Here is a 21,710-nt window from a genome sequence, read left to right as displayed (position 1 = left end):
GCCGGAGCGGCTGCCTTGATCGAGGCTGATTCGATCCTGCCGGGGTTCAGATGACGTTCAGGTCCTTGTCGACCATCAGACGGCCTCGGCCATTTTCCTTGGCGTGATAGAGAGCGTCATCACTGCGCTTGACCCAGCTCGACAGGGTGTCATCGGCGTGCAATTCGCTGGCGCCGGTGCTGAAGAGGATCACCCCGTGCATCAGGGGCGTGGCTTCGCAGCGCTCCCGCAGGCATCTGTCGAACTGGCGAGCCGACGCCAGGGTGCCGGGAATCAGGATCATGAACTCCTCGCCGCCATAGCGTCCTGCTTCTCCCGAGAACTCCTGCGTTAGCAGACTGACATGGAGTGAGAATTCTTCCAGTACCGTGTCGCCGTATGGATGCCCATGGTTGTCATTGATCATCTTGAAATGATCCAGATCACAGATTAGCAAACAGGAACTTTGCGAACGCCTGATCCAGGCTTTAGCCTGTTCGTGGATGGCGCGATGGTTGTAGAGCCCGGTTAGGCTATCCAGTAAGTTGAGGCGCTCGAGTCGAGCGGCATAGGCATTGGCAATATCACGCTCTTCATGGATGCGTCGAGCGTAGCCTGCGATCACTACGCTGAGCAGTCCAAAAGAGAGCGTGTAACTGAAGCCCATGTCAATGAAGCGCATGCCTTCTGTGGCATAGCCGCTGACTAGCCCCGGCCTTGAATACTCGAAGGCCAGCAGCCCCCAAGGCATGAACATAAGGCCAATGATGATGATGCCACGGCGCTTGGGATTAGCTGGAAGTACCGCTAGCACATAGGCTGCCGCCATTAGATAGAACAGCAGGGTGGGACCGGTCGCGCCATGATTGAATAGCCAATTGCCAGGCAGCATCACGAAGGTCACCAGCGCACAGAACAACCAGGCCATGCGCTGGAACTCACCATGAAAGCGCGAGCGATACCATATCAGGGCTATGAACGCGCTGATGATGACCAGCACGATGTTGTACGCCGGCAGGGTGAGGTCAAACAGGGAGTTGAAGAGGGCCGAAATCAACCCGATGAAGACAGCGGAAACGAGAAAGCCATGATGGAGTATCTCGCGGGCGGAGCCGGTATTGCCGACCAGCCAACGCCAGGAGGTAACTATCAATTTCAATGGGCTGACCATGTGACCTCGGGCATCGAGATGTCAGTGCACGGCAGGCACCAACCGGGAAAGGCGGGATGATACACCACCTCATCATCAGCCACAGCTCGCCAGAGCCAACGAAGGGCGCGCAAACCCTATGCTAACGCATGGCGAGTCAAAAAATGCCTCATCCATCACTGCGCGCAATGACGTGGGTCGCTTTTGCGTGTGATGGGCAATATATTGCCTGTTCGACGCTGGCGCGATAACTCCTGATGCCTTCCCAATGATTTGCGTCGCCGCGCCGTTACTTCCAGGGCGTGTAGCGGTAACTGTCGGGGTCGTTGGCATCCGGGCTGTCGGCTTCCTTGAGGCGTACTAGGGTGTTGCCATCGTCATCCTCTTCGACTCCCGTCACTGTCACCGGAAAGTTGGGTGACAGGGCATCGAGTGCCGGCCATTGCCCCTTGGTGATCTGGCTGCCGGCGGCAGGGGCGCTGTCGGCGCTGACCTTGATGGGGTCTCCGCTGACGCTGGTGCCGCCCTTGAGCGTGGTGGTAAGCGTGAATTGGATCATCAGTCGCGAACTCCTCTGGACGATTGTCGTTCATGGGGCGTTGCATTCGAAGGTGCGCAATGAATGCCTGCTTCATGAACATGCGTCGCACCCGGGCATTTTGCAATGCCGACGGCGGATTCAGGCGTCACTGCGACACCAGATCACGACGCAGGTAAAGAAATGTGAGATTCCTGCTTTTCTTTTTGAGATCAATGCGGTACATTACGTCTCGTCTTGAGGGGGAAGCTCTTCCAGACACTAGTCGGGACGTGGCGCAGCTTGGTAGCGCGCTGCAATGGGGTTGCAGAGGTCGCAGGTTCGAATCCTGTCGTCCCGACCAGATTCAAGTGAAAAGGCCATCCGGAGACGGATGGCCTTTTTGCGTTTTCGCATGCCCGTAAGATACCTGCCTCTTCACTGTTCGCTCTGCGCTCTTAATTTTTGCTCTCCGTTCCTCATTTCCCTTCTTCATTTCCCTTCTTGCGACAACCGTCAGCCTCCCGCATCTCGCCTTCGCCCGTATTGCTCACTTTCCTGGCCCCTCAGCTCAATCAGCACTGTGCTCGCGCAAGTTCTTGTCTGTCGATCCAGGCAGATGCCTCTGACATGTGACCTTTAAAGCGCTGCCGATTGAGTTGATGTGGATCAATTTTCTGTCGGTTCGAAGGGCGGGGCAGGCAGGATGAGTTCTCTAAGTATGTAAGTATTAGGTTTTTCGTATATACTGCGCCAGTCGATATTGGTGGTGATAATGAAAATCATAGACATTTACACGGCATCTCGATTCAATCCCGAACGCTCCATCCTCAGAGAACAGCTGGGCGGAGGCTATGTGGTGCAGACCTGCGCCGTGGCCGCCGAGAACTACTGCTTCGAGGTCTCTCAGTCGCGCCATTTCATCCTGGGGTTTGAGGTCGCGGGTGCACGCAGTGCTGAATTTCTGTCGATCATCACCGAGGATTACGTCTTCCAGCATCCCGGCATTCGCCCGGAAACGCTCTCGGCATACCTACAGGCTCACGCCCGACATCCGCTGCGTCTTCGCGCAGCCTCTGCGCCTTCCGCCACTGTATCGAGCGCCGCACGGCGCAGTGTCACCAGCGTTGCCGTTGGCTGATGATGCTTGAGGCAACGCTCTTCAGCGAATGTCGTTGTGCCGTGCTGAGGGGGAAAGCAGGCCAGATGTAGGCAAGAGACAGGCGAGCGCAGGGCAAGCGAGACAGCCAGAAAGACTACAAAGACAGAAAAACCTGCAGGACAAGGAAGGGTAGAACGCAGCGCTGGGGAAGGGGAGCCGTTCAGAGAAGACTGTGCAGGTTTTTCACTTTTTACGGCGCACACTGTTGCGGCAAGGGCTTTTGCGGCACACGCTTTTTACGACGTTCACTCTTCGCCGTGCATCTGCTCTTCGCCGTGCATGTGCGCGTCTCATTTATTCGCAGGGCGCGCACAGGGTCATGTTCTGGCCCGATAGCGCCTGAGCGCCCAGACCGTGCTGGCCAGGCACATACAGCAGAGTAGCGGCAGGGCGACATCGAGACAGGAATCCAGATTCCAGTGTTGCAGCAGTCCGTAGTCCCAGCGCTCCGCCTTGGGGCCGTCGCCCTTGTATTCGTGCTGAGCGATCTCGCGGCCCAGAAACAGGGCCACGGCGATGGCACCTGCCGACCACACGCCAAATAGCGGCCAAAGCGCCAGCTGGATCAGCATGGCGATCACACCATGCTGAACGGCACTGTTTAGAATCTCGGCCGTCATATCTCAGCCATCATGCTGCAGGCCTCATGCTTGAAAGCTCATTCTTGAGAGCTTGTTCTTGAAAGCCATCTGTCGACCTTCACTTCTCGATCCTCATCCCTAGACCCTCATTTTCGACCGTCATTTCTCGGACCTCGTTTTCGATGAAGCTCACGCCTCTCACGCATAGCCCAGTGCCTTCTGCAGGCGCTCGGCGTTGTCGGCGACCCACTGGGCATTGATCGGCCCCCAGTCACGAATCACGTAGTGGCCGATATTGTTGCGCTGACCTTCCTCACGCTGGAATTCACAGACGATCTCGAGCTCACCCAGGGCAGTGATGGTGTCCTGGGCGGTGCGACGCGGCATGCCGGTGGCCGCGATGATGGCCGGTACGCTGGCGATGTCATGCGCGATGAGGTGGGCCACGAACAGGCGTCGATAGAAGCTCGTCTGGGTCTTGCTCAGCGGGGTATCGGACATGGGGGCTCCATATGGCGAAGAAGGGGGCTGTCGAGAGGTGATCAGTGGCTCAGGGTGTAGTCGATGGTGGTCACGACTCTGACTTTCTTGATGTCAGGGGTATAGCTGTCGAGATCCGAGATCGAGAAATAGCCCTGGCTGGCATGCTTGATGTGACCGACCGTGCTGCCGGAATCCTCCGCGAACTGCTGGGCGGCGCGCCGGGCATCCGCGGTCGCGGCCGCGATCATGTCGGGCTTGATGGCTTCAAGCCCCGTGAACAGGAATTCGGTGCGATAGGCATAGTCAGCCGAGAGCAGGATACCTTCGCGCACCAGCTCACCGGTCAGTGAGGCACTCTGCTTGACGAGGTCGACCTTGGGCGAGCGCACCAGCACCGTGGCTTCGGCGCGATAGCGCTCATCCGGACGCTGGGCGTTGTAGCTGTTGGCGTAGAGGTCAGTCACCTGAGGAGAGGTCACGCTGACCTGGTCGGCGGGGAAGCCCCGGGCGGTGAGAAAGGCGCGAATCTTGCGCTCATCATTGGCCAGCGCCTCATGAAGGCCGGTCAGCTGATTGGCATTGACGCTGAAGTGCAGCGGCCAGAGGGCCAGGTCGGCCTTGACCTCACGCTCCGCGAGCCCCTTGACGGTGACCACGCGGCTGGAAGATTCCCACACCTGCGCGGCCTGCTTGAGATAGCTGCCACTCCAGACCATTCCCACGGCCAGCAGGCCGCCCAGCACGGCCGAGCTGATGATGTTGCGCATGAATTGTCGTCCCTGACGTGAGCTGTAAGCAGGCCGCCGCCCTCGGCGGGGTCAGTCCTGTACCTTGCCGCGCATGGCCTTGATCTTGCCCTTGCGCGTCTTGCTGTCGACGCGGCGACGCTTGGCGCCCTTGCTGGGCGCTGTCGCACGGCGCGCCTTCTGCACCTTGACGGCCTCCAGAATCATCGCCTTGAGGCGCGCCAGCGCATCTTCCTTGTTCAGCTCGAGGGTGCGATGGCTCTGCGCCTTGATGATGATGACACCTTCCTTGCTGATGCGCTGATCCGACAGCTGCATCAGGCGCTCCTTGTAGAAGCCGGGCAGCGTCGAACGCTGCACATCGAAGCGCAGGTGAACGGCGGAGGCGACCTTGTTGACGTTCTGGCCGCCATTGCCCTGGGCGCGAATCTGGGTAAGGTCGATTTCCCAGTCGGCCAGCGCTACCGAATTGGAGATGGTCAGCATATTGAATCTCCTTGTTTTTGGGACTGTGTGGTTTGTCACGCAGGCACAGTCAGTGAAGCGATGGTCCATCTTAGCCTATTCGCGCACTGGCTTCAGAATGGCGCTTGCGTCTGCCCCTCCATTGGGTCAGCTCGCGACGCTGATCGCCTGCCCTCGCGTCACAGCGCAGAGGGCTGTGAGAACTGTCATGACGCGGAGGAGAGGCTGGGAGGCGAGGCGACAATTTATTCTAATATGGCGTTGAGGGAGGGTGAGTTCAACTGCGCGCTGCCCGAGACGCTCGAATATCGGGTACTCTGCTGGCTGCGTCTTGCGTCAAGTCTCTCTACTTTGCTTAGCCCCTCTCCCATCCTCTGCAGAGCGCCTCATGGATATCCCGCATCAGCGTCTCGTCTATTTTCAGGTCACCGTCGAAGCCGGCTCCATCCGGCGTGCCGCCGCGCGCCTGAACATCGCCCCCTCGGCTGTCAGTCGTCAGATAGGTCTGCTCGAAGAGGCCATGGCCGCCTCGCTCATCGAGCGTACCCGTGACGGCGTGCAGCCGACGCGGGTCGGCGAGATGCTGCTAGATTACATCCTGCAGCGAGAGAAGCTCGACCAGCACCTCGGCGAGCGCCTGGATGCCTATCAGCGGTTGGAAACCGGGGAAATTCGCTTGATTATCGGTGAGGGCTTTGTCGGCGACATCATCAACAGTCCGCTGCGCGCCTTTCGCAAGCAGTACCCCGGCATCACGCTCAAGGTCAATACCGGCAGCATGCAGAGCATCATCGACAGCGTGATCGAGGATGAGGCGGATATCGGCCTGATGTATCACGAGCGAGTCCATCCCCAGTTGCGCTTCTGGCATTCGAGCCCGCAGCCGCTGGTGGCCATCATGTCGCCGGAGCATCCGCTGGCAAGCGAGACCCATGCGCTGACGCTCGAGGAAGTGGCGCAGCATCCCATGGCGCTGTGGGGGCCGAGTCACGGCGTGCGTCAGCTGATGGACGATGGTTTTCGTGAGGCCGGGGTGCGCCCGCATATGGTGGTGCAGACCAATTCCATGGAGGTGCTCAAGCAGGCGGCGCGCTCCGAGCTGTGCATCACGCTGTTGCCGGCCTTCGCCGCGGCGCGTGAGCTCCAGGAGGGCGTGTTGATCGCACGGGATGTGGAGTGCGCCAGCTTCCGCCAGGCCCGCGCGCATATCATCACGCGGGTCGGGCGGCGCATGCCGCGTGCCAGCCTGCAGTTGCTGCGCCATCTCGAACGCTGGATCGCGGCATTCAGCGGTCCGCGTCAGGAAGCGCGCTGATCGTGGGCCTTATGATCTAGGGGCTCTGATTTCGGTCAGTCGCGGCGGGGGCAGCTGGGCGGGCACCTTGCTCAGCCAGCGATCGCACAGATGATGGAGATCATCCTCGTCTGCCGGACATAGCTCCGGCGGCTGACAGCGCTCGAAGACTGCCTTCATCAAGCCTTCCGGCAGGTTGAGCGTGGTGACGAAACTGCGCGCCAGGCGCAGGTCTCGGCGCAGCTGACCGGTGGAGATGCCCGAGTCATAGCGGCCCGGCAGCACCCAGCGCGGAAAATTCACCTCGCTCACGGCACTGCGTCCGGCGCCCAGGTTGATGGCATCGATGCACGCCTGGGGTGTCACGCCTGCGCGATAGGCCATGGCGACCGCCTCGGCAGTGGTGATCAGGTGCGCGGCATGCAGGTAGTCGCTGGCCAGGGCGGCGGCATGGCCACAGCCGGCATCTCCGACATGCAGATGCTGCGTGCAGATGGCGTCGAGCAGCGCTGACATGCGCGTCACGGTCAACTCATCACTGCCGATCAACAGCGTCAGGCTGTCATTCGCCTCATCGGCGGGATTGCGACTGGTGGCCGCTTCCAGCCAGTGATGGCCGGCGAGGCGTGTCTGCACGGCCAGTTCGCGGCTGAGCGTGACATCACCACTGCATAGATCGATCACGGTACTGCCTGGCGGCGCCCTGCGCAGCAGGCCTTTCTCGCCCGTCAGTACCTTCTGCACCTGTTGCGATGTGGCCAGCGCCATCAGGTAGACCTCGGCGCGGAAGGACGAATGGTTCGCGACTTGCCCTTCGGGCGCCGCCACTGCCGAGACGCCCTCGACTCCGGCGTGTGCAAGCGCCTGTATGGCCCGAGTGCCAATGGGCGCATCGCCAATCACGCAGATCTTCATGCTGAGCACTCCTCGCCGGGCCCGTGTCGCTGGTGGTCTTGATTAGTGGTTGTCTTGATCAGTGTTGGTGGTTTCGTCAGTGCTTCACCCCGGCCATCTGCTATCCGTCAACGGCCAGCAGCTGACGCACCAGCGACGTCCAGTAGCTGACGCCGATGGGCGTGGCAGCATCATTGAAGTCGTAGTGTGGGTTGTGCAATGAGGCGCTGTCTTCGCCGTTGCCCAGCCAGATATAGGCGCCCGGACATTCCTGCAGCAGATAGGCGAAGTCTTCCGAGGCCATCGAGGGCGGCAGATCACGATGGACCTGCTGGATGCTCGGCAACTGCTCGAGAACGCTGGCGCAGCGTTCGGCATGGCCGGGCGCATTGAGCGTCGCGGGATAGCGCGGCTGATAGTCGAAGTTGACCTTGAGACCGTGGAAGGTCGCCATGGCATCGACGGCGTCATGGAAGCGCTGCTGCAGATGCGCGCGCAGTGTCGGGTCGAAGCAGCGCAGGGTGCCGCGCAGTTCGACCTCTTCCGGCATCACGTTGAAGGCGTCGCCGGCATGGAACTGGGTGATGCTGAGAATCGCGGTCTGGTGCGCCGGCGTCTCGCGGCTGATCAGCCCCTGCAGCTGGGTCACCAGCTGACAGGCCGCCAGGATGGTGTCCTTGCCCAGATGCGGCATGGCGGCGTGGCAGCCGTGACCGCTCAGGGTCAGGGTGAAGACATCGAAGGCCGCCATTACCGCCTCTTCATGCACCGCCGCCTCGCCGAGCGCCAGCCCCGGCCAGTTGTGCAGGCCATAGATGGCATCCATCGGGAACTGCTCGAACAGGCCGTCCTCGACCATGCGGCGGCCGCCGCCTTCGTTCTCCTCGGCCGGCTGGAACACGAACACCACGCGGCCGGCAAAGTCCGGATCACGCGCCAGTTCACAGGCCGCGCCCAGCAGCATGGTGGTGTGGCCATCATGGCCACAGGCATGCATCTTGCCCGGTGTGTGCGAGCAATGTGAGACGGCGTTGGCCTCGGTGACATCCAGCGCATCCATGTCGGCGCGCAGGCCGATGGTCTGGCCCTTGCCCAGCTTGCCGTCGAGCACCGCGATCACGCCGGTCTCGGCAAGTCCCGTGGTGACTTCCAGGCCTGCCGCACGCAGGATCTCGGCGACGCGCGCCGAGGTGCGGTGCTCCTCGAAGGCCGTCTCGGGATGCTGATGAAACTCATGACGCCAGCTGCGCAGCAGTGCCTCGTCGATCTTGTCGGGTAGTTGCATGCTGAATTCCTGTGGAAACCGGCACCCTGGAGTGCCGGCGTGAAAGTGATGAGAAGGGGGTAGCAAAGTGAGAAGCGAAAGGTAATGCGAAAGGTACAGCCCGAAGCCCGTGTGATCAGAGTAGTGCCTGCGCCACGACCGCCGAGCCGATATAGGTGCCAGTGAAGACCAGCAGCGAGATGATCACCAGCTTCCAGCCCGCCTGGCGGAACATGCTGAACTCGCGCTTGCTCAGCGCCAGACCCGCATAGCCGAGCACCGGCGTGACGATGGCGAGGAAGTTGACGAAGCCCAGCTGCTCGGTGATCCAGCCGCTGCCCGGGAACCACGGCAACGTCATCAGAATGCTGACCAGCGACACCCAGGCGATGGCCGGCAGGTAGAAGGGCATGACGCGGGCGACCAGCAGACCGAGCATGGTCATCACGTAAAGGATCAGCATGCCGGGCGCTGCATCGATCAGGCTGGCACCATTGATGGTGTTGACCACCCAGCCGACTACGCAGACGGCTGCGACGACTAGTGCTGTCTTGCCCAGCTGGTTCTCCGGGCGGTCTTCAACCAGCGCGTCTGAGGCGAGCTTGGCTTCCTCGTCATTCATGGCGTCATCGCTGCCGGCCCGCTTGCGGCTGAAGAAGCGGAACAGGCGCTCGGCGACCGGCAGAGCGATGAACAGCGAGACGTAGAGGCCGGTGGCATAGGTCAGCAGGTTGCTGGCGCCGGCGAAGGCCAGCAGCTCTTCACCCATCTCCGGCAGGGCACCGGCGATGGCGCCGGAACACGCCGCCACCATGCTGCCGCTGCCGACACCGCAGGCCATGGCCAGTGCACGCGGGTCGAAGATGTCCAGTGAGGTCAGGTAGCCCGCCATCAGCGCGAACCACAGGGTGCCGAACATGGTGCCCACGACATAGACGCCCATCACGCCGACGCCTTCCGGGCCCTTGAGGCCGTATTTGTCGGAGATGATCGCGATATTGGGTTCACGCGCGATGGAGTAGGTCGCGCCAATCGCCTCGCGGCCCATCTTGAGCACCACCACCGCGATCGGCATCGCGATCAGCATGGTGCCCAGGTTGCCCAGTTCCTGCAGGATCAGTGCCGGACCCGCCGAGATCAGCTGCTCGATGGCCGGACCGATGGTGGAACCAAAGCGGGCGATGAACGGCATGATCGACAGCAGGATGACTGGCCCTGCCGCCGCGCTGACCACCGGCGGGATGAAGCGTCTGGTGCCACTGAACAGGTGCGGATTGCACAGCACGGCGGCAATGAAGGCATAGAACAGCGGCAACAGCAGCAAGGTGCCGGGGCCGAGCGGGAACTTGAGAATACCGATCAGTTCGGCGCCGAGGGACAGCACCACGACCAGCAGGTGCAACCGCCAGTCCAGGAGTTGAGAAAGGGGCATGTGGGACTCCGCTTGTTATTGTAGTTTCTTCAGCTGATGAAACGTCTGGAATGCAGCGCGTCGGGCATGCCCGCGGCTGTCGGCTGCCACCCTCTGTCGGGGCGGTCAGCGCAATCCAGTATTGTCAGGAGCGGTGCGCTAAAGAAACACGGAGGGTGTTCGAAAAAATAGCGCGGGTCGTCATTGCCACTGAACCAGGCGCGCACAACGCAACGACCCGACACGCCGCGTGGGGCGGCGTGTCGGGTCGTCTGGTGTATCGAACGCGTCGGGTGTGTAGAGAGTGTCGAGAGTGACGAGCGTATCGCGACTGGCTGCGGGCCGCCATTCACGGCCCGGCGGGCGGTCAGTCGCGGGTGATCACGCGCAACAGCTCATGGCAGGCGCCGAGGCTATGATAGTCACACTTGGCACCCGGCGAGCTCTTCAGGTCATCGAAGCGCTGGTTGTCGGCATTCAAAAGGCGATACCAGGCACCGTGCTGGTGGTCGATGAAGTGCTGCCAGGCGTAGCCCCACAGGCGCTCGTACCACTCGGCGTAGTGTGAATCGCCGGTGGCCTCGTGCAGCAGCGCCGCAGCCACCAGACTCTCGGCCTGCACCCAGAAGTACTTGTCGTCATCGCAGATGGTGCCATCCGGCGCGAAGCCGTAGTAGATGCCGCCACGTTCGCTGTCCCAGGCCAGATCCACGGCGGTATCGAACAGACGCTGCGCTGTCGGCAGCAGCCAGTCGTCATCGCGCTGACGCTTGAGCATCAGCAACAGCTTGGCCCACTCCGTCAGGTGACCCGGCTGGAAGCCCCACGGACGATAAAGGTTCTTGGGATCGTCGCGGTTGTAGTCCCAGTCGACGTTCCAGTCGCGATCGTAATGCTCCCAGATCAGGCCATCGGCCTTGGCGGCCTGACGCTGGCAGATGTTGCTGGCCAGGGTCAGGGCCCGCTCCAGATAGTGCGCCTCGTCGGTGGCTTCGAAGGCGGCCAGCATGGCTTCACAGGCATGCATGTTGGCGTTCTGGCCACGGTAGTCGGACAGCGTCTGCCAATCGGCGCTGGCCTCGTCGGCATAGAGCCCCGCCTCAGGCGACCAGAACTTGTCTTCCATCAGCGCGCGGGTCTCCTCGAGCCAGCCGCGAGCCTCCTCGATGCCGGCGCGATAGGCCGTCGCATAGGCCAGCATCACGAACGCCAGGCCGTAGCACTGGTTGGTGTGGTCTGCCTCGCCTTGCTCGCTCAGCGACCACAGGTAGCCACCGGTCTGCGGATCGAGATGCACATCGCGCAGGTAGTCGATGCCGTGACGGGTCGCGGCCAGACACTGCTCATCACCGCTGCGCAGATATTCCATCGCGAAGTTGAAGACCATCCGCGTGCTGCTGACCAGATGACGCGCCGCGGGCGCATACACCGTGCCATCGTCGCGCCAGGCCTGGAAGTAGCCACCGCGCTCATGGTCTACCGCCTTGGGCAGATAGAAATCCATGATCGAGCGGATATGCTCACCCAGAAAGCCGCGGCTGGCGAACGTTGCCGGCATGGGCGGTACTGCCTGGCGTGACAGCGGTGCCTTTTGCGGCGCCTGCGCCAGCTGAGAGGCTTGTCGAGACTGTTGCTGAGAGGCGTGCTGAGTCATCAGGAAGCCTCCACGACGCCGGCTGCCGCCTTGCTGGCAGTGAAGCTCTCCAGCGGGTTGAGCCAGTAGAGGTCCATCGCCGCGGTCCAGGAGAAGTCGCGGCCGCCACAGCCTTCGCCGGTCACCGAGTTGAAGTACTCGTAGTAGCCGGCGGCCTCGATGCACTTCTGGCTGGCCTGCTTGATCTGGTCGGCCTCGCGGGACATGCCATATTCCTCGCAGCCGATGGCCAGCATCCAGTTGATGTGCAGCCAGCTCGGTCCGCGCCAGTAACGCTTCGGCTCGAAGCGGGTGCTGGCCGGATGGGTGGAGGCGACACCGAAGGGCGCCTGTTCCAGCCATTCCTCGAGCAGACCGCCCATGCGCTGCGCCTGGGCGCCGCTGGCGACCCCGGCGAACAGCGGCAGGATGCCGGCGGTGGTGACGTGCTCCAGCAGCACGTTGGCACGCGCATCGCGGCTCAGGAAGCAGCCCAGCTCATCGCTCCACAGCGCCTGCACGCCTTCCTCTGTGCGCGCCAGCGACTGCTTGAGGCTGAAGAGCGCCTCGCCGTGGGTGTTGGCCAGACCCAGACCGGCGGCATCCTCTTCGCACAGCGCGATCAGGTCGCGCGTGCCACGGTGCAGGATGGAGATCAGGCTGATGTCCTCGACGAGGTACGGGCAGTCGCGATACAGCACCTCGGCGTCGTGCTCGTTCTGCTGGAAGAACTTCACCAGATAGATGTAGCGATCATATTCGTACTTGTGCGGGCGCTCGGACGGATCGACCAGCCCGGTATCGCGACGCACGTATTCGGCATCCACCGGCGGTACGCCAGCCAGCGGGCCATCCCACTGGGGGCTGTTGTCCATGCCCGATTCCCACGGGTGATAGCTGCACACGCGGCCGGTGTTTTCCGGATCACGATCGCGGTAGAACCACAGGTGGTAGCGGATGACGCCGGGCAGGGTGGCGGCCAGTTTTTCCTCGGCAAGCCGGCGATCACGGCCTTCCTCGAACAGCAGCTTCATGACGCTGGCCAGCACCGGCGGCTGGGAGATGGCGCTGGTCGACGGGCTGTGCTTGACGCCCCAGACTTCCGGCCCCGGGAAGTAGGTTTCCGCATCACCGTGGAAGACGATATGCGGCACCATGCCGTTGTCCCACTGACCTTCCAGCAGGCGTTCGACCTCACGCCAGGCACGCGCTTCATCACCGGCGGCCAGCCAGCCCAGCGCGGTGATGGCGGCGTCCCAGTTCCACTGGAAGGGGTAGAGGCCACGCGTGGGTACGGTGTAGCCGCCCAGGTCGTTGAGCTTGAGAACGTCGTGAGCGCTGAGCGCGTCGAGCTTGGCATTCATGTAAGTCGGCTCCGTTCGGGATGAAAGGTTTGGGCTGAAAGGTTGGGTAGATAGGGGTCGGGGTGCCTTACGCCGACATCAGGTGGCCGCTGTGGTCGTAGAAGCGCACCTTCTCGGCCAGCGGGCGGATGTGGATGTCGCTGCCATTGCCGACATCGAGATCACTCGGCACGTTGACGCGAATCATCTCGTCGCCGAAACGCGCGGTCAGCTGCTTGTGCGATCCCAGCAATTCCGAGACCAGCACGCGCACCGGGGCGAAGTTCTCGGTGGGCTCGAAGCGCACCTCGAAGTCCTCGGGGCGGATACCGCACTTGTGCACCTGCTGGCTCGACTGCTCGGGTCGGGTCGGGTGATTCCAGCGCGCATCCGGCGGGATGAAGTTCATCGGCGGGTTGCCGATGAAGCTGCCGACGAATTCGGTCGCCGGGTAGTGGTAGATCTCGGAGGGCGGCGCGTACTGCTCGATCTGGCCACCCTTCATGACCGCGATACGGTCCGCCAGGCTCATGGCCTCGACCTGGTCGTGGGTCACGTAGATGGTGGTGGTGTCGGAGGCGGCGAGAATGGTCTTGAGCTCGGCGCGCATCTCCAGACGCAGCAGGGCATCCAGATTCGACAGCGGTTCATCCATCAGCAGCACTTCCGGCTCCATCGCCAGGGCGCGCGCGACCGCGACACGCTGACGCTGACCGCCGGAGAGCTGACCGGAGTAATGATCGAGGCGGTCCTCGATATGCATCAGCTCAGCGGTTTCCTTCACCTTGCGCTGGATATGCGCCTCGCTGTCCTTGCGCACGCGCAGGCCGAAGGCGATGTTCTCCGCCACGGTCATGTGCGGGAAGACGGCGTAGTTCTGGAATACCATCGCGATGCGACGATCGCGCGGTGCCAGCGAGGTGATCTCACGCTCGCCGATGCGGATCGAGCCGCTGCTCTCGTATTCCAGCCCCGCGATGATGCGCAGCAGGGTGGACTTGCCGCAGCCGGACGGGCCGAGCAGTACGGTGAATTCCTTGTCACGGATCTCGAGATCGATGGACTTGAGGATTTCCTGCTTGCCGAACTGCTTGCGTACGGCGCTGATTTGGATGGCTGACATGGTCTGACTCCTTTGATCGAGAGCGGCGGCGAGGAAGTGAACTCGCTTGCGAGAGACGATGAAGATCGCCGCCGTTCATTGGCCTGATGAGCGGGCGTACGTTAGCGGTTGGAAATGCCCCACATGCTGAACAGGTACTTCCTGATCGCGAACAGGAACAGCAGCGCCGGGACGACCAGAATCAGACCACCGGCATACTTGATCTCGGCAGGTGACTCGGAAAGGCTCTGCACCAGGAAGGCGGTCAGGGTGCGGTTCTCGACGGTGAGGATTGCCGAGGCGAACACCTCGTTCCACGAAATCACGAAGGCGAACACGGCCGAGGCGGTGATGCCCGGCGCGGCCAGTGGCAGCACCACGCGGCGGAAGGCCTGCCAGCGGTTGCAGCCCATCAGCCAGGCGGCTTCCTCGAGCTCCACCGGAATGCCCATGAACAGGCTGGAGGTGATCAGTACCGCAAACGGCAGTGCCAGGGTGGCGTGCACCATCGCCAGACCCAGGATGGAGTCATCGATGCCGACCTGGATGAAGATGACGGCCAGCGGCAGCGCTAGCAGCGGCATCGGGAAGGCTCGCGACAGGATGATGATCATGCGGTAGGCATTCATGCCCGGGAACACGAAGCGGGCCAGCGCATAGCCTGCCGGTGCGCCGAGCACGATGGCGATCACCATGGTGAAGACGGCGGCCAGCAGCGAGTTGCCCAGCGCGCTGATCACGCCCTGGTAGTGCCAGAAGAAGTCGAGGGTCTCGAAGCTCAGCGCCGGGGTCAGGGTCTTGGGCCAGCCGGTGATCTGCTCCGGCGTGCTGACGCTGTTGAGCATCAGCAGGGCGATGGGCACCAGCACCCACAGCACCAGGATCGAGACGCCAGCCCGGAACAGCCATTTCCAGGCCATGTCATTGCGCCGTGGCTTGTGGGCGGTCTGTGCCTCCTGGCGTGAGGAATCGGCTGAGGAGGCGCTTGCGCGTGACGAAAGTGATGACGGCATGACGGCCTCGGAAGAAGAGGATTTCATCAGCGGGCCTCCTTCGGCACATTGAGGAACTTGATGTAGAAGCCGGTGATGACCACCGAGATAAGCATGATCAACACCGCGTAGGCTGCAGCGGCACCTGTCTGCTGGTAGAGGAACTGCCAGTCGAAGGTCTCGCTCATCAGTACCGGCATGTCACTGCCGCCCAGCATCATCACTACCGCGAAGACCTCGAGTGCCAGCAGGGTGCGCAGAATCAGCGCCGACTGGATGCTGGGGCGCAGCATCGGCAGGGTGATCTTCCACAGGCGCTGCCAGTAGCTGGCGCCGAACACCTGACCGGCCTCGTCATATTCCTTGGGGATCAGCCCCATGCCCGATACCAGGATCACCAGCACGATGGCGGTACCGCGCCAGATCTCGGCGACCACCACGGCCAGGAACAGCGCGAAGGCATTCTGATAGTTGAGCCAGGACGCCGGCGCATCGATCACGCTGACTGCGCTCAAAAAGCTATTGAGGAAGCCGAACTGCTCGAGGATCGCCAGCCAGATGATGCCGGCGGCCAGATCGGAGATGCCCAGCGGGATGGTCCAGATGTAGAGGATGCTGTCGCGTCCCTTGTTCATCTTTGTGACCATCAATGCCATGCCGATGGCCAGTACCAGCTGCAGTGGCACCACGACTCCGGTCAGCAGCAGGGTGTTCTTGAGTGACGGCCAGAAGTTGAAGTCCTGATAGATGCGCGTGAAGTTGGCCAGGCCCACGTTGCCGTCACTGCTGGTGAAGGCCTCGGCGAAGATCTGGATGAACGGATAGAGAAAGAAGGCACCCATGAACAGCAGGCTGGGGGCGATCAGGTAATAAGGTAGCCAGCGATCGTGCTTCATCTTTGCTCACCTTTGGCGTTGTTGTGATGGCTTGTCGGAATGGTTTGGGGGCACCGGGTCGGCATGACAGGGGTTGGCGTACCGTCATGGCGACCCGTCGGGGGGGCTGCCGTTGCTGCTGCTGTGTTGCGAGTGCTGCGAGTGATGCGTGTGTGGCGAGTGATGCGTTCTTGAGTGCTGCATTCTGGCGCCAGCGGCTTACTTGACCGGGCAGGGGCCGTCGCTGGGCGTATCCGGGAGCCAGCAGCCTGCGCCTGATGTGTTGATCAGCGTCTGCAGGCGCGGGGCGAGGATATCCAGCGTCTCCTCGATGTCGGCGTCGCGCAGTACGATCTGCACAAAGGCATCGCGGTAGATCTTGTTGAACAGGCCCGACTGCTGGCCCAGGCCGCTGGGCAGCAGCGAGAGCACGGCGTCATCGGCGGAGGATTGGGCTGCGACCGCCTTGCCGGACATGCGAATGCTGGCGGGCAGGTCATCGGGAAGTTCAGCCTCCACCACCGGGAAGAAGTTGGTGGCCCGCAGGGTGCGAATCTGGGCTTCCGGCGTCATCAGATAGCGGATCAGCTTGCGTGAGGCGTCGGGATTCGTGGCATTGGCGGGCACTGCCAGACCGGCGACCACCGGCATGTAGCCGCGTCCGCTGGGGCCGGCGGGGGCCGGGAAGGCCACGTACTGATCCGGCTGCTTGTTGAAGGCATCCTTTAGGCGCGCGGTGTGATCGAAGGCAACCCACACCTCGCCATTGAGCAGCGGTTCCTGCATGAAGCCATAGGCGGTGGAGCGCGGATTGGTCACCGCCCAGATCTCGCGGAACTTCTGCCACATGGCCACGGCGTCATCGCTGCGGAACTCACGCACCACCGAGTGGGTGAAGGACGGGTAGAGATAGCCTTCCAGGAAGCGGTGGATCAGCCCCTTGCGACCGGCCGGGAAGCCCAGCTTAGGGCTGCCGGTGGCCTCCTGCATGTTGCGGCCCCAGGCCAGCAGCTCGTCATAGCTCAGCGCGTTCAGGTCAGCGCCTTCGGGCAGGTAGGGCAGCGCCTTGCGGTTGGCGGCCATGATGTAGGTCGCCTGCATCCACGGGATGTAGCGTTGCTGGTCGCCGCCCAGCTTGCCCAGCGTCATGTACTGCTGGCTGATGCCCGCGTCCGCAAGCGAGCCTTGCAGGTCATCCAGCGGCGCTAGAATGCTGGGCGTCAGCGACCCCAGTTCGCCGTGCAGCCCACCGAGCAGATCCAGCGCGCCGTCGGGGCTGGTTTTCTCCGCCTCGAGACGTGACAGGAAGGTGCCCGTCTCCTGCGGCATGTAATTGATAGCCTCGGCGTAGGGTGCCAGCGCGATCTCGCGCATCTGCTGGGCCTCTTCCAGCGGTCTGGCCTGGGTGCTGAAGAAGGTGATGTCAGCGAGGGCGGACGTACTGCCCAGCAGCGCCAGCAAAGCGAGGGCGGTTGGCATCTTGCGCATGGAGGTCTCCCCGGTCGGGTGTTGTTTTTCTGGCGTCACGCTGACCACGTTCTGTCAGTGGCAATTTCAGATCAGGCGTTTGGCGGTCAGGCGTCTGGCGTCGTGAGGTCAGTCGATGGTCCTGTGTGCTCAAGCATGTGTGCTCAGGCAGTGGTATCGCGCAGCAGCAGGTCGTAATCGAAGCAGCGATGACGTGGCGCGCCCTCCTGCGGCGCCAGCACCAGTTCGATCAGTGCCTGACTGACGGTCTCGAACGAGATGTCCAGGGTGCTGAGGATGGGCTGGCGGTACATCTGCGGCGGCAGGTTATCGGCGCCGATGATGGCGATGTCCTTGCCGGGTGCATGGCCGCAGGCGCTGACCGCTTCCATCACGCCGTAGGCGAAGATGTCGCTGGCACACACGAAGGCGGTGGGGGCGTTGCCCCCGGACAGCGCTTCATGGGCGACCTGATAGGCACTGGCATAGCCGTGCGGGCAATGGCGTGAGCTGGGCACTAGGCCGGCGTCGTGCATTGCCTGCAGATAGCCGGTCTCACGTTCGACGGCGGTATAGAGGTCGCTGAAGAAGTTGAGGAACAGGATGTTGCGATGGCCCAGACCAATCAGATGGCGGGTGGCGCGCATGAAGCCATCGGCGGCATTGATGTCGACCCAGTCGTGTTCGCTGGCGCGCCCGGTACGACCGTGAGTGACGAAGGGGATGCCGCTGTCGAGCAGGAAGTCGACGCGCGGGTCCTGAATGCGGGTACGGGCCACCACGAAGGAATCGACCTTGCCGCCATCGATGAAGCGCTTGTAGGTATCCAGCTCGTCGCGGTCCTCGGGCACCGTGGTGACGATGAGGTCATGTTCCGGTGCGGCGTCGTGCAGCGCCTGGCCCAGTGCGACCAGCAGGCGGGTGTTGAACTGATCACGAAAGTCGCCCTGGGCGCCGTTCATGATGTAGCCCACCGAGGAGGTGCGGCCTGTCTTCAGGCGGCGTGCGCTCTGATTGGGTTTGTAGCCCACTTCACTGGCATAGGCCTGCACCCGCTCACGGGTCGTGGCGCTGACATCCTCGAATCCGCCCAATGCCCGCGAGACCGTCGTGACCGACAGGCCCAGCTGGCTGGCGAGATGCTTGAGTGTGATGTTCGGCGGCATGGCACTTTTCCTTTGCGGTAACTGTGAGCGGAAACCGTTACCCGAAACGTTTCGGAAGCGATCTTTTCACTGTTTCAATTGGCTTGGCAAGAATGATGAGACCAAAGAATATATCCGTAATAATCCCGACATCTGGCGCTGGAAATCGCCGCTCTGGCTGGTGATTGAGCCGGCGACGATACCACGCTATTTGCACGTAGCGATCTAGTGCGCATCACCGCTGGTGGAAGGGAGCAAGTCATGCGTGTTGCAGGCAGCGAAGTCGATCAACGGCTCCTGAAGCGACGCTTGATCGGTATGACATTGGTCTGAAATGCACAGAGCTGAAAGGTATCGCTCCTTGAATGAACGCCCTTGAGCAATAGTTCTTTGGACATCGATGCCGCGAGGTCTCCATTTCCTGAGAAAAGAACGCAAACACCCCGCACATGGCGGGGTGTTTGCGTTCTCGGGAGCCATTGAAGCGGCCCTGGGAAACACTCTCGAACAGTGTCAGCCCATGGTCACTTAGGGGCTCAGTCGTTCAGAGGATCAGTTACCCTGTGGCGCGACTGCCGCGGCCTGTTCCTGCTCTTTCTCTTTGCGCGAAGGACGGATCAGACGGCCCTGGAGTTCCTCAAGCGACACACCCTTGGTCTCGGGCATGAAGAACAGTACGAAGACCAACTGCAGCAGCATCATCAGGGCGAAGAAGGCGAACACCGGCCCGCCGCTGAAGTGGCTGAGAATGGTCGGCATCAGCAGCGCGATCAACGCCGCGAAGACCCAGTGCACGGAGCTGCCGAAGGACTGCCCCATGGCGCGTACCTTGTTGGGGAAGATCTCGGAGATGAACACCCAGATCACCGTACCCTGGCTCATGGCGTGTGCCGCAATGAAGACAGCCATCAGGATCGGGACTCCATAACCGCCCATGGCACTGAAGTCCTTGAGGTAGAAGGCCCAGGAAATCAGGCACAGCGACAGCAGATAACCGGCAGAGCCGATCAGGATCAAGGTGCGTCGACCCAGCTTGTCGATCAAGGACATGCCCAGCATCGTGAAGGCGAGATTGATGACCCCGATGCCTGCCGTAGAGAGCAGGGCAGCACTGGATTCAAGCTGCGCCTCGGCCAGAATGCGCGGCGCATAGTAGATGATGAAGTTGATGCCGGACAGCTGATTGAAGGCCGCGATCAGGAAGGCGAACAGCACCGGCAAGCGATAGCGCCAGGCGAACAGGCGGGTATGTTGTTTGGCGCTCTCTTTGCTTTCCGTACCCCGGATAATGGCAATTTCTTCCGCGATATTGGCGTTGGGGTTGATCTGTTTGATCACCTCCGCCGCTGCCGCTTCATCGTTGCGCTTGAGAATCAACCAGCGCGGACTGCGCGGCACCTTGCAGATCATCAGCAGATAGAGCGCGGCCGGTACGGCTTCCACGCCCAACATCCAGCGCCAATTTTCACCATCGATGAAGCCGATGAAGTAGTTGGAAACGAAGGCAATCAGGATGCCGAAGACGATGTTGAACTGATAGAGCCCGACCAGCGCACCGCGCCGTTCTCGCGGTGCGATCTCCGAGATGTAGATAGGCGCGGCCACGGATGAGGCGCCTACACCCAAGCCCCCCAGCAGACGGAAGAATGAGAAGACATACGGGTCGGTGGCCAGTGCGGAACCCAGCGCCGAGACGAGATAGAGAATGCCGATACCGATCAGCGTGGCACGGCGTCCGAAGCGGTCGGTCGGCCAGTTGCCGAAGATGGCACCGATCACTGTGCCCCATAGCGCCATCGACATGATGATGAGGCCGTGGGTCAGGTCACTGAGTCCCCATTGACTCTGCAATGAGGTATCCGCTCCCGAGATGACGGCGGTATCGAAGCCGAACAGAAAGCCGGCAAGGGCGACCGTGATCGACCACTGGAGAATTCGTGACATGGCGTTTCTCGTCCAATGAGAGATGGAAGTGGTTGTGTCATTTGAATCGTTTAAGAGTGTATAGGTGAATCGTGTCACCTGGCAATTGTCAGCATAGAGATGATGACAGCCCTCATCTGCTAGACCTTATATGCATAAAGTAAAATTCAGATATATTTTTGTTGCGGATAAGGCTTTATCTCATTTCATATCAATGGTTTATAAAGATGCGGCATTGTATATATCAATATGGAATATAGTTATTCTGTATTTTGCATTCTTTTGGGAGGCGGCGTAAGCTGACATCAATCTCCAGCGAGTGACCCATGGGAGGCAGGACCATGCCCACGCAATATCCGGACGTCGAAAGCTTCTTTGATAAAGACAGCAACACCTTCACTCACCTGGTGCGTGACCCGCAGTCTCGCCAGTGCGCGATCATCGACCCCGTGCTCGACTTCGATTACCCCGCTGGGCGTACCAGTACCCAGTCAGCAGACGCTCTGCTTGCGCATATCGACGCCGAGTCCCTCGAGGTGGCGTGGATTCTCGAGACCCACGTTCACGCCGATCACCTGTCGGCGGCCGCCTACCTGAAAGACAAGCTGGATTGTCAGCTGGCGATCGGGGCGCGCATACGCGAAGTGCAGGACATCTTTGCCGATATCTTCGCCGCCGAGGCGGGTTTCGCGCGTGATGGACGCCAGTTCGATCGTCTGTTGGAAGAGGGCGACAGCCTGGCCATCGGCGGGCTTGAATGCCGCGTGCTGCATACGCCGGGTCATACGCCGGCCTGCGTCAGCTACGTGATCGGCGACGCCGTCTTCGTCGGCGATACCCTGTTCATGCCCGATTACGGCACCGCGCGCTGCGATTTCCCCGGCGGCGATGCGCGCACGCTGTATCGCTCGATCCACAAGGTGCTCTCGCTACCTGACAGCACGCGCATCTTCCTGTGCCATGATTATTCGGCCGAAGGACGCGAAGGCTTCTGCTGCCAGACGTCGGTGGGTGAGCAGCGTGAGCACAATATCCATGTGCATGACGGCATCGATGAGCAGGCCTTCGTCGATATGCGTTCAAAGCGTGACGCCGGGCTTGGCATGCCGCGCCTGATGCTTCCGGCGGTGCAGGTGAACATGCGCGCCGGCCAGATGCCGCCGGCGGAAGACAACGGGCGCGCCTATCTCAAGATTCCGCTCAATCTGCCTTTTGATCCGCTGTGATGGCCGCCATGCCGGCTTTGCTGAAGTGCTTTGCCTATGTAGCTTGCTTACGTAATTT

20 protein-coding genes and 1 tRNA gene are annotated in these 21,710 nt (G+C 61.6%); 4 read left to right on the top strand and 17 right to left on the bottom strand.

Features of this window, described 5'->3' with window-relative positions; genetic code table 11:
* Positions 1-46: 46 nt before the first annotated feature.
* Together U0O11_RS09530 and U0O11_RS09525 are read right to left on the bottom strand one after the other, a co-directional pair.
* On the bottom strand, positions 47-1,150 hold the full coding sequence (locus tag U0O11_RS09530) for a GGDEF domain-containing protein (RefSeq protein WP_324689625.1): 1,104 nt from the start codon (positions 1,148-1,150) through the stop codon (positions 47-49).
* Between the two features lie 268 nt (positions 1,151-1,418).
* Entirely contained in the window at positions 1,419-1,688 is a 270-nt protein-coding gene (locus tag U0O11_RS09525) for a hypothetical protein (protein ID WP_107334657.1), read from the bottom strand.
* Positions 1,689-1,933: 245 nt separating this feature from the next.
* On the opposite strand from U0O11_RS09525, the gene U0O11_RS09520 reads away from it, so the two are divergent.
* A tRNA-Pro gene (locus U0O11_RS09520) sits at positions 1,934-2,010 on the top strand.
* 411 nt (positions 2,011-2,421) lie between these two features.
* Positions 2,422-2,787 (top strand): hypothetical protein, encoded by a 366-nt coding sequence (locus U0O11_RS09515; RefSeq protein ID WP_324689623.1) that lies wholly within the window; start codon positions 2,422-2,424, stop codon positions 2,785-2,787.
* A gap of 338 nt (positions 2,788-3,125) precedes the next feature.
* Here the strand turns inward: U0O11_RS09515 and U0O11_RS09510 are convergent, their stop codons facing one another.
* The 4 genes from U0O11_RS09510 to arfB all read right to left on the bottom strand — a co-directional run bounded on the left by U0O11_RS09510 (position 3,126) and on the right by arfB (position 5,104).
* Positions 3,126-3,428: a hypothetical protein gene (locus U0O11_RS09510; protein ID WP_317292066.1), complete on the bottom strand. Its 303-nt coding sequence runs from the start codon at positions 3,426-3,428 to the stop codon at positions 3,126-3,128.
* Positions 3,429-3,587: 159 nt separating this feature from the next.
* Positions 3,588-3,890 carry a winged helix-turn-helix domain-containing protein gene (locus tag U0O11_RS09505; protein ID WP_043336855.1) on the bottom strand — a complete coding sequence of 101 codons (303 nt, stop codon included), beginning with the start codon at positions 3,888-3,890 and terminating at the stop codon, positions 3,588-3,590.
* Between the two features lie 41 nt (positions 3,891-3,931).
* Positions 3,932-4,639: an SIMPL domain-containing protein gene (locus U0O11_RS09500; RefSeq protein WP_043336853.1), complete on the bottom strand. Its 708-nt coding sequence runs from the start codon at positions 4,637-4,639 to the stop codon at positions 3,932-3,934.
* Between the two features lie 51 nt (positions 4,640-4,690).
* Positions 4,691-5,104 (bottom strand): alternative ribosome rescue aminoacyl-tRNA hydrolase ArfB, encoded by a 414-nt coding sequence (gene arfB, locus U0O11_RS09495; RefSeq protein WP_043334927.1) that lies wholly within the window; start codon positions 5,102-5,104, stop codon positions 4,691-4,693.
* Between the two features lie 367 nt (positions 5,105-5,471).
* On the opposite strand from arfB, the gene U0O11_RS09490 reads away from it, so the two are divergent.
* Complete coding sequence (locus U0O11_RS09490) at positions 5,472-6,398, top strand: LysR family transcriptional regulator (protein WP_324689617.1); 927 nt, start codon at positions 5,472-5,474, stop codon at positions 6,396-6,398.
* Between the two features lie 9 nt (positions 6,399-6,407).
* Here U0O11_RS09490 and U0O11_RS09485 read toward each other — a convergent pair whose 3' ends face one another.
* The 11 genes from U0O11_RS09485 to U0O11_RS09435 all read right to left on the bottom strand — a co-directional run bounded on the left by U0O11_RS09485 (position 6,408) and on the right by U0O11_RS09435 (position 20,525).
* A complete protein-coding gene (locus U0O11_RS09485; protein ID WP_324689615.1) occupies positions 6,408-7,292 on the bottom strand; it encodes an NAD(P)-dependent oxidoreductase in 885 nt (294 codons plus the stop codon).
* Between the two features lie 100 nt (positions 7,293-7,392).
* Positions 7,393-8,556 (bottom strand): M20 aminoacylase family protein, encoded by a 1,164-nt coding sequence (locus U0O11_RS09480; protein ID WP_324689613.1) that lies wholly within the window; start codon positions 8,554-8,556, stop codon positions 7,393-7,395.
* A 115-nt stretch (positions 8,557-8,671) separates the two neighbouring features.
* The gene (locus tag U0O11_RS09475; protein ID WP_324689612.1) at positions 8,672-9,967 is read right to left on the bottom strand and encodes a DUF3100 domain-containing protein; all 1,296 of its coding nucleotides are present in this window, start codon (positions 9,965-9,967) and stop codon (positions 8,672-8,674) included.
* Positions 9,968-10,313: 346 nt separating this feature from the next.
* Positions 10,314-11,600: an AGE family epimerase/isomerase gene (locus U0O11_RS09470; RefSeq protein ID WP_324689610.1), complete on the bottom strand. Its 1,287-nt coding sequence runs from the start codon at positions 11,598-11,600 to the stop codon at positions 10,314-10,316.
* Positions 11,600-12,943: an MGH1-like glycoside hydrolase domain-containing protein gene (locus U0O11_RS09465; RefSeq protein WP_324689608.1), complete on the bottom strand. Its 1,344-nt coding sequence runs from the start codon at positions 12,941-12,943 to the stop codon at positions 11,600-11,602. The genes U0O11_RS09470 and U0O11_RS09465 overlap by 1 nt, the downstream gene beginning before the upstream one ends.
* A gap of 67 nt (positions 12,944-13,010) precedes the next feature.
* On the bottom strand, positions 13,011-14,045 hold the full coding sequence (locus tag U0O11_RS09460) for an ABC transporter ATP-binding protein (RefSeq protein WP_279833415.1): 1,035 nt from the start codon (positions 14,043-14,045) through the stop codon (positions 13,011-13,013).
* Between the two features lie 101 nt (positions 14,046-14,146).
* Positions 14,147-15,064, bottom strand: a complete 918-nt coding sequence (locus U0O11_RS09455) for a carbohydrate ABC transporter permease (RefSeq protein ID WP_279839900.1) — start codon at positions 15,062-15,064, stop codon at positions 14,147-14,149.
* Entirely contained in the window at positions 15,064-15,912 is an 849-nt protein-coding gene (locus tag U0O11_RS09450; RefSeq protein WP_043334942.1) for a carbohydrate ABC transporter permease, read from the bottom strand. The genes U0O11_RS09455 and U0O11_RS09450 overlap by 1 nt, the downstream gene beginning before the upstream one ends.
* Positions 15,913-16,110: 198 nt before the next feature.
* Complete coding sequence (locus tag U0O11_RS09445; protein WP_054556977.1) at positions 16,111-17,379, bottom strand: ABC transporter substrate-binding protein; 1,269 nt, start codon at positions 17,377-17,379, stop codon at positions 16,111-16,113.
* 143 nt (positions 17,380-17,522) lie between these two features.
* Positions 17,523-18,524: a substrate-binding domain-containing protein gene (locus U0O11_RS09440; RefSeq protein ID WP_324689603.1), complete on the bottom strand. Its 1,002-nt coding sequence runs from the start codon at positions 18,522-18,524 to the stop codon at positions 17,523-17,525.
* 531 nt (positions 18,525-19,055) lie between these two features.
* On the bottom strand, positions 19,056-20,525 hold the full coding sequence (locus U0O11_RS09435; protein ID WP_324689601.1) for a sugar porter family MFS transporter: 1,470 nt from the start codon (positions 20,523-20,525) through the stop codon (positions 19,056-19,058).
* A 242-nt stretch (positions 20,526-20,767) separates the two neighbouring features.
* Between U0O11_RS09435 and U0O11_RS09430 the strand changes: the two genes are divergently transcribed.
* Positions 20,768-21,652, top strand: coding sequence for an MBL fold metallo-hydrolase (locus U0O11_RS09430; protein WP_324689600.1), 885 nt, complete (start codon positions 20,768-20,770; stop codon positions 21,650-21,652).
* Positions 21,653-21,710 lie beyond the last annotated feature (58 nt).

It is taken from the genome of Cobetia sp. D5, from assembly GCF_035666195.1.
GTDB classification, from domain to species: domain Bacteria; phylum Pseudomonadota; class Gammaproteobacteria; order Pseudomonadales; family Halomonadaceae; genus Cobetia; species Cobetia amphilecti.
The sequence above is the reverse complement of the archived record's forward strand: the minus strand, read 5'-3'. Positions and strand labels throughout refer to the sequence as shown.

Excerpts from the sequence above, each read along its gene's own strand:
- U0O11_RS09530 (WP_324689625.1), bottom strand. The coding sequence starts at position 1,150 with ATGGTCAGCCCATTGAAATTGATAGTTACCTCCTGGCGTTGGCTGGTC.
- U0O11_RS09525 (WP_107334657.1), bottom strand. The coding sequence starts at position 1,688 with ATGATCCAATTCACGCTTACCACCACGCTCAAGGGCGGCACCAGCGTC.
- U0O11_RS09515 (WP_324689623.1), top strand. The coding sequence starts at position 2,422 with ATGAAAATCATAGACATTTACACGGCATCTCGATTCAATCCCGAACGC.
- U0O11_RS09510 (WP_317292066.1), bottom strand. The coding sequence starts at position 3,428 with ATGACGGCCGAGATTCTAAACAGTGCCGTTCAGCATGGTGTGATCGCC.
- U0O11_RS09505 (WP_043336855.1), bottom strand. The coding sequence starts at position 3,890 with ATGTCCGATACCCCGCTGAGCAAGACCCAGACGAGCTTCTATCGACGC.
- U0O11_RS09500 (WP_043336853.1), bottom strand. The coding sequence starts at position 4,639 with ATGCGCAACATCATCAGCTCGGCCGTGCTGGGCGGCCTGCTGGCCGTG.
- arfB (WP_043334927.1), bottom strand. The coding sequence starts at position 5,104 with ATGCTGACCATCTCCAATTCGGTAGCGCTGGCCGACTGGGAAATCGAC.
- U0O11_RS09490 (WP_324689617.1), top strand. The coding sequence starts at position 5,472 with ATGGATATCCCGCATCAGCGTCTCGTCTATTTTCAGGTCACCGTCGAA.
- U0O11_RS09485 (WP_324689615.1), bottom strand. The coding sequence starts at position 7,292 with ATGAAGATCTGCGTGATTGGCGATGCGCCCATTGGCACTCGGGCCATA.
- U0O11_RS09480 (WP_324689613.1), bottom strand. The coding sequence starts at position 8,556 with ATGCAACTACCCGACAAGATCGACGAGGCACTGCTGCGCAGCTGGCGT.
- U0O11_RS09475 (WP_324689612.1), bottom strand. The coding sequence starts at position 9,967 with ATGCCCCTTTCTCAACTCCTGGACTGGCGGTTGCACCTGCTGGTCGTG.
- U0O11_RS09470 (WP_324689610.1), bottom strand. The coding sequence starts at position 11,600 with ATGACTCAGCACGCCTCTCAGCAACAGTCTCGACAAGCCTCTCAGCTG.
- U0O11_RS09465 (WP_324689608.1), bottom strand. The coding sequence starts at position 12,943 with ATGAATGCCAAGCTCGACGCGCTCAGCGCTCACGACGTTCTCAAGCTC.
- U0O11_RS09460 (WP_279833415.1), bottom strand. The coding sequence starts at position 14,045 with ATGTCAGCCATCCAAATCAGCGCCGTACGCAAGCAGTTCGGCAAGCAG.
- U0O11_RS09455 (WP_279839900.1), bottom strand. The coding sequence starts at position 15,064 with ATGAAATCCTCTTCTTCCGAGGCCGTCATGCCGTCATCACTTTCGTCA.
- U0O11_RS09450 (WP_043334942.1), bottom strand. The coding sequence starts at position 15,912 with ATGAAGCACGATCGCTGGCTACCTTATTACCTGATCGCCCCCAGCCTG.
- U0O11_RS09445 (WP_054556977.1), bottom strand. The coding sequence starts at position 17,379 with ATGCGCAAGATGCCAACCGCCCTCGCTTTGCTGGCGCTGCTGGGCAGT.
- U0O11_RS09440 (WP_324689603.1), bottom strand. The coding sequence starts at position 18,524 with ATGCCGCCGAACATCACACTCAAGCATCTCGCCAGCCAGCTGGGCCTG.
- U0O11_RS09430 (WP_324689600.1), top strand. The coding sequence starts at position 20,768 with ATGCCCACGCAATATCCGGACGTCGAAAGCTTCTTTGATAAAGACAGC.